General features: G+C 61.2%; 8 protein-coding genes and 1 pseudogene. 4 read left to right on the forward strand and 5 right to left on the reverse strand.

Annotated elements, in window-relative coordinates; all coding sequences use genetic code 11:
- On the forward strand, positions 1-314 hold a 314-nt coding region (locus EOA60_RS37680; protein WP_164899401.1), incomplete at its 5' end, for a hypothetical protein.
- 386 nt (positions 315-700) lie between these two features.
- Positions 701-865 (forward strand): hypothetical protein, encoded by a 165-nt coding sequence (locus tag EOA60_RS37685; protein ID WP_164748454.1) that lies wholly within the window; start codon positions 701-703, stop codon positions 863-865.
- A gap of 32 nt (positions 866-897) precedes the next feature.
- On the opposite strand, the gene EOA60_RS18870 is transcribed toward EOA60_RS37685, so the two are convergent.
- From EOA60_RS18870 to EOA60_RS18890, 5 genes are all read right to left on the reverse strand, one after another.
- Positions 898-1,176 carry an HU family DNA-binding protein gene (locus tag EOA60_RS18870; RefSeq protein WP_127335740.1) on the reverse strand — a complete coding sequence of 93 codons (279 nt, stop codon included), beginning with the start codon at positions 1,174-1,176 and terminating at the stop codon, positions 898-900.
- 148 nt (positions 1,177-1,324) lie between these two features.
- Positions 1,325-1,579: a WGR domain-containing protein gene (locus EOA60_RS18875; protein ID WP_127335739.1), complete on the reverse strand. Its 255-nt coding sequence runs from the start codon at positions 1,577-1,579 to the stop codon at positions 1,325-1,327.
- A 380-nt stretch (positions 1,580-1,959) separates the two neighbouring features.
- Positions 1,960-2,538, reverse strand: a complete 579-nt coding sequence (locus tag EOA60_RS18880; RefSeq protein WP_245479258.1) for a type II toxin-antitoxin system VapC family toxin — start codon at positions 2,536-2,538, stop codon at positions 1,960-1,962.
- On the reverse strand, positions 2,510-2,827 hold the full coding sequence (locus EOA60_RS18885) for a hypothetical protein (protein ID WP_127335738.1): 318 nt from the start codon (positions 2,825-2,827) through the stop codon (positions 2,510-2,512). The genes EOA60_RS18880 and EOA60_RS18885 overlap by 29 nt, the downstream gene beginning before the upstream one ends.
- 395 nt (positions 2,828-3,222) lie before the next feature.
- Positions 3,223-3,747, reverse strand: coding sequence for a transcriptional regulator (locus tag EOA60_RS18890; protein ID WP_127335737.1), 525 nt, complete (start codon positions 3,745-3,747; stop codon positions 3,223-3,225).
- Between the two features lie 103 nt (positions 3,748-3,850).
- Here EOA60_RS18890 and EOA60_RS18895 point away from each other — a divergent pair, with 103 nt between their 5' ends.
- Together EOA60_RS18895 and EOA60_RS18900 are read left to right on the forward strand one after the other, a co-directional pair.
- Complete coding sequence (locus tag EOA60_RS18895; protein WP_245479257.1) at positions 3,851-4,426, forward strand: hypothetical protein; 576 nt, start codon at positions 3,851-3,853, stop codon at positions 4,424-4,426.
- 153 nt (positions 4,427-4,579) lie between these two features.
- Positions 4,580-4,897 (forward strand): annotated as a pseudogene (locus tag EOA60_RS18900) (hypothetical protein); the annotation flags it as partial.

Here is a 4,897-nt window from a genome sequence, read left to right on the forward strand (position 1 = left end):
AGACAGCCGTCACCAGCGACCACCGCTCCGATCCCAACGCCGTCATCGGCTACGATCCGCCGCTTCGCACGTTGTTCCTGCAGGCGTTCCCCGACGAGAGCGGCGAGGATCTTGCTCTGTGGCTCGGCACCAGCCACCGCGAGTACGAAACGCTCGACGCTCTGCGTGCGACATCACTCGCCCGGGGCTACGAATTCATGCCGCTTCCCAATGACGTCGCGCGGCTGCTTGCCGAGGATCTCGCCAAGGATGTGGACCATCAGCCGCACGATAGCCCCCTCGCAGCGTTCCTGCGGTATCTGCAATCGAAGTAGCCGCAAGAAGAGGCCCATGCCGGACGCGTGCCGGCATGGGCCTCTTTTTTGCCAACCCGGGCCGTCTCCGTCGAAGGTCGTCACAACGCTGACCTGTCACAGTGGTCACGTTGCCGCCTTACACGGGACGGTACCGCGCCTGCTTCTCGCTTCCCGGACGCATAACCGGGAACGGGGTGTCTGCTCAGGTCGTCCCATGGTGCCATGTCGACCCGAAGGCCTCAAGGACGAGCGGTACCCCCAATTTTCAGCCGCCGCCCGAAGAGGACGGCGTCAGAAAATCGGCTCCCCCACTCGCCGCCTTCGGCGGTCGCTTCGCGCTCCTTGACCCCTCCGGCCCGCCATTGCCGCCGGCGTCGTCCTTCACAAACAGTAAGGAGATGACGATGTCGATCGATCAACAAATTGAAGAGCTTCGGGCCGAGCTGCGGAACGCCGTCGACGCCAACGAGCGGCGCTGGATCAAGGAGGAGCTCGCGATGGCGCTGGCCGAGCGCGAGGCGATCTGGGCCGAGCAGGAAGGCCTCTTCAGCAGCGAGCCGCCCTTCTAGGCGGCGTCGCGCCTCGGACGCGCTTGCCGGCCTCAGCCGTTGAGCGCGTCCTTTACGGCCTTCGCCGGCGCGAAGGCCAGTTTCTTCGAGGCCGCGATCCTGATCGTTCCCCCGGTGGCCGGATTGCGGCCTTCACGGGCCGGCGTCGCCTTCACCTTGAATTTTCCGAAGCCGGGGATGTTCGTCTCGGCCCCGTTCGCCGCCGCTGAGGCAATCTCCTTGAAGACGCTGTCGACTATAGCCTTGGCCTGCGCCTTGGTCAGGTTCCGCGTTGCCGCAATCTTGTCGGCAATCTCGGTCGCTGTCCTCATGTCGGGAACTCTTCTCGCTAGATGGACCAATCCCTCCCCTATGGCAACCAATTCGCTGCAAGGGTAGGGCAGGCGTTCGAGTAACGGCCTGCATCTACCGAAAATCGCGGGATTCTTGGCTATTTCATCCTACTCTGCGATTCAGATTTCACGCGGCGCTGCTGTCGCGATATCCCTTGCGACGCTTCGTATCTTCGAGACGCATCGAAGCGCTCGCCGCGTCATCCTCATTGTCGAACGTCTCCATCATCGACTGGCCGTTGGTGCCGATCCTTCCCCAGTTGCGGATGACGGAGGCGCCGCCGAACAGGGTCGACTGGATGGCGAGCGTATAGAAACGCCGCATGTTCCGTGACGGGTCGATGCGGCGAAGATGAACCGGGGCTGTTTCGTCGTGATCCATGGCTGGAGTCTCGCTTCCTGCGGAAGCAGCGTCCAACGACATTGCTGAATCGATCCCACTCGATCGATTCGTGGCGATGATGGATCGGCAGAATAGGCCTACGCCTGCTTGGCATATTTTCGATAAGGAAGGCTTGGGCGAGGCCCTTCGGGCACGGCTCTACTCGCGCCCCAAGTGGCGCTCCCGGAGCCCGCAAGCGGTCTCCGCGCATGCGCGTGACGATCCTCTCTCGATGTCACTGTGCCAGCGGCTCGGCCGAAGGCATAACGCTCATCGAGCGCCGTAATGCTTTCGAGGTCATGCGCGACGAGGCCGCAGAGTTATACGAGGCTGAAACGGGATCGCCATGGCGGCCGCGCACCTGCTCCAAAGCCTGAAATTCAAAGATGGACGAACTGTCCGTCCGGGGCGATCTGCTGGATAAGATCGAACTCATCCCTGTTGGCGGTGAGAACCGGCAAGCCACTCCTGGCGGCGGTCAGATAGATTAGCGCATCGTTGAGGCATTCCTTGCGCTGATGGGGCTGGAAATTCTGTGTGCGCGCCAGAATGCCGGCGATCACCCCGGCCTCGATCCAAAGTTGCGAATCCGGCGTGAGCAAACGGGTTGCAGGAACCGCATCGAAAAGAGTTGCATAGTGGTCGCGAACTCTGCGCCATGCCGAGGCGGAGGAATCGAAATTGGCGACGCCAGTGGCAAGCTCGCCTAAGCAAACGGAGCAATGGAACAGCAGGGAGCGTTCGATGAGGGCACGCGCCGCGTTTGGCAATTGCCCTGAGGCGAACATGATGTAGACGTTGGTGTCCGGCACGAGCATCGGGCGGCCGGGCAGATCGATATCCGCCACCGCGACCAGCCTTTCTTGTGGTCGCGGCTTCAACTGGTTCTTTCGTCGTTCGGGCTTGAAGCGCCGAAGCGCCGCTCGCAGATCAGAAGTCAAGCTCGTGGCCCGCGCCAAGGCTGCCCTGCGTGCGCTTGAGGAACGATGCTACGGGATCCGGCTGGGCAAGTGTGGCAAGCGCGAGAATGCCGAGATCGGTCGGCGACTCGATGCCGCTTTCCCGCTTGGCCGCCTCGATTAAGGCCTTCGGTGCGCGGAAGGACAGATGTTCGGTCCTCTCGCCATCGAGCAAGCCTGCCTGCCTAGCGTCCTCAAGCGCCACAGCCAGCGCGGGCGCCTTGGCGACCTGATGCGTCTTGCCCGAAGCTCTGCCTCGCGATGCCTTGATGATGCTGGTTGCGGTCATTTCCGTATTCCGTGGTTATGTGTGTGCAATATAAGGCGCCATGTCACACAAAACAAGAGCCGTTCGGCTCGCTGTGCATCACCGAGCGCAGGCAATGGGGAGACCAGGACCCGAATTAACATTGTTGTTGTGCATCGTCAGAGCGCCTGAATTGCCAAATTTCGGGCAATCCCAGCCTAAAATGGTATCCGACCTGCCCTTCAAGAAAGCGGTGCCACGCAACAAATATAGCGCAAGACCTCTGGCAGCCGATCCGACTTGCCCCCGGCCGCCATTCTCCAGTCACGAATCGCCGACCGGCTGCCGCCTTGACCGCCAAAACCACGCTTGGCGCGGAACCCCTAAAGGCGACACGATGCTGCTTTTAAAGCGGCTTTGCGATCGGCCGCGCCACATCAAGCCGATTGATGCTGGCTCTCGGTTTCCTGAAACAGAAACATCGCCGGATCGCGACCGAGCGCCTCGCCGACGGCGGCGATCGTGTCCACACTGATATTGCCACTCGCGCGCTCGAGCTTGGTGAAGGTGATCTCCGACACGCCCAGGAGCTCCGCCATTTGATAGCGGACCAGGTTGCGGCGCTTCCGCTCGCTGTTGATGATGGCGGCGAGGCGCGCGCGGATCGACTTTTCGGTGAGCTTGTGCGCCCAGGGTTCCACCGCGGCGCCGCCGACCAGAAGTGTCGCGATCGACACCTGCAGCGCCTGGGCCATCTGTTCCACCGTGCGCAGGGTCACGTTGTTTCGTTTTCTCATGGTGCGGATGTAGGTGCGGTATGCCAGTCCTTGACCAGGCGACGTTTTGAACAGTTCCGCCATGTGTTGATGGCGAAGCTTTCGCTTACCCCGCTCGGTTTCGAGGAACCACGCGATATTGTCCCGAAGCGGGTTGTTCACCTCGCCCGCTTCATTTGGCAACATGAATCTATGTATTCGCACGAGCCCGCCTGTTCGGTCTGCGCTTTTCCTGGGGCAAAATCCATAGTAAAGTGTCAAAAACTCTCAGAGGAAAAGCGCAATCACCATGCTCAAATGTCTCGTTATCGGCGCTGCCGCGTTCGCGGGCGCCGCGTCTGTTCCGTCCAAAACATCGGCATCGGAGTGGGGGTGTGAGGTCCTGCTTTGCCTGTCTGGTGACTGGCAGGGCACGCCCTCCTGTCATCCGCCGATAGATCGGCTGATCGACGCCATGGGCTTGCCGGGCTTTTCGTGGCCGATTTGTCCGCAGGCCAATTCTTCCGCGGCCGGTTACGATCCGTACGGGGCCTGCCCGCAGGGATGGTCGCCTTACGCGCCGGCTAGCGACCGCCCTGGGCAAGAGCGGGCCAGCATGTGCCGAATCGCGGCTGGCAATCTCGGTCAGCCTGCCAACTTTGGAGCGCGGCATGGTCAGGCCGACGGAAGTCTGACGGGAACCATCCAGCTCGGCGACCGCATCGTGCTGGTCCAACTTACCTATATACCGAGCGCAGCGCATAACGATCGGACAACCACCTATTACGACATTCAACGCCCGCGCCGCGCGAAGCCTTACTACATCGATTACGACGACGCGAACGGGCTGCGGCAGCGCGCCTGGTTCAACCTTAGCAGACCGTAAGCTTGAGTCACCCCGGCTGGCTAAATTAGTGGCACGAAAAGAGGCAGTTACCCGAATGAAAAGCGTCAGCACGACGGTCAACATTGCCGGGCGGACGAAGACGGTCCTTACGACGGACCTTATCGCCTCGACGTTCAAGGTTTTTCCGAAGCCGTGATCATGTTCAATGCGGGGGCGCTTATTTTGGCGGCGGCATCAGGAACATTGGTCGGCATAGGCGGCACGCTCGCTCTTTATCCCACACAAGACCAGCTCTCCGCCGCGATTGCGTCCGAGCCGGCGCTGTGTGCCAAGTTGGCTGCGGCCGGCCTTGAGATTCCATCGCCGGCCGAGGCTTTGGAAGCTTTCCGGCGAGCAAAAAATACCGATCAAGCAACGCTGCGGCTGGGAGAATGCTCGAAGAACACCATGGGACCTGGCGTGCAGTGCACCGTGAAATACAAGCTTCGCACTGCCTGGAAAGACGAAGGT

The sequence above is a fragment of the Mesorhizobium sp. M1A.F.Ca.IN.020.06.1.1 genome, assembly GCF_004023265.1.
Taxonomy (GTDB): domain Bacteria; phylum Pseudomonadota; class Alphaproteobacteria; order Rhizobiales; family Rhizobiaceae; genus Mesorhizobium.

Coding starts and splice junctions, on each gene's coding strand:
- EOA60_RS18890 (WP_127335737.1), bottom strand. CDS start 3,747: ATGTTGCCAAATGAAGCGGGCGAGGTGAACAACCCGCTTCGGGACAAT.
- EOA60_RS18875 (WP_127335739.1), bottom strand. CDS start 1,579: ATGGATCACGACGAAACAGCCCCGGTTCATCTTCGCCGCATCGACCCG.
- EOA60_RS18895 (WP_245479257.1), top strand. CDS start 3,851: ATGCTCAAATGTCTCGTTATCGGCGCTGCCGCGTTCGCGGGCGCCGCG.
- EOA60_RS18885 (WP_127335738.1), bottom strand. CDS start 2,827: ATGACCGCAACCAGCATCATCAAGGCATCGCGAGGCAGAGCTTCGGGC.
- EOA60_RS37685 (WP_164748454.1), top strand. CDS start 701: ATGTCGATCGATCAACAAATTGAAGAGCTTCGGGCCGAGCTGCGGAAC.
- EOA60_RS18870 (WP_127335740.1), bottom strand. CDS start 1,176: ATGAGGACAGCGACCGAGATTGCCGACAAGATTGCGGCAACGCGGAAC.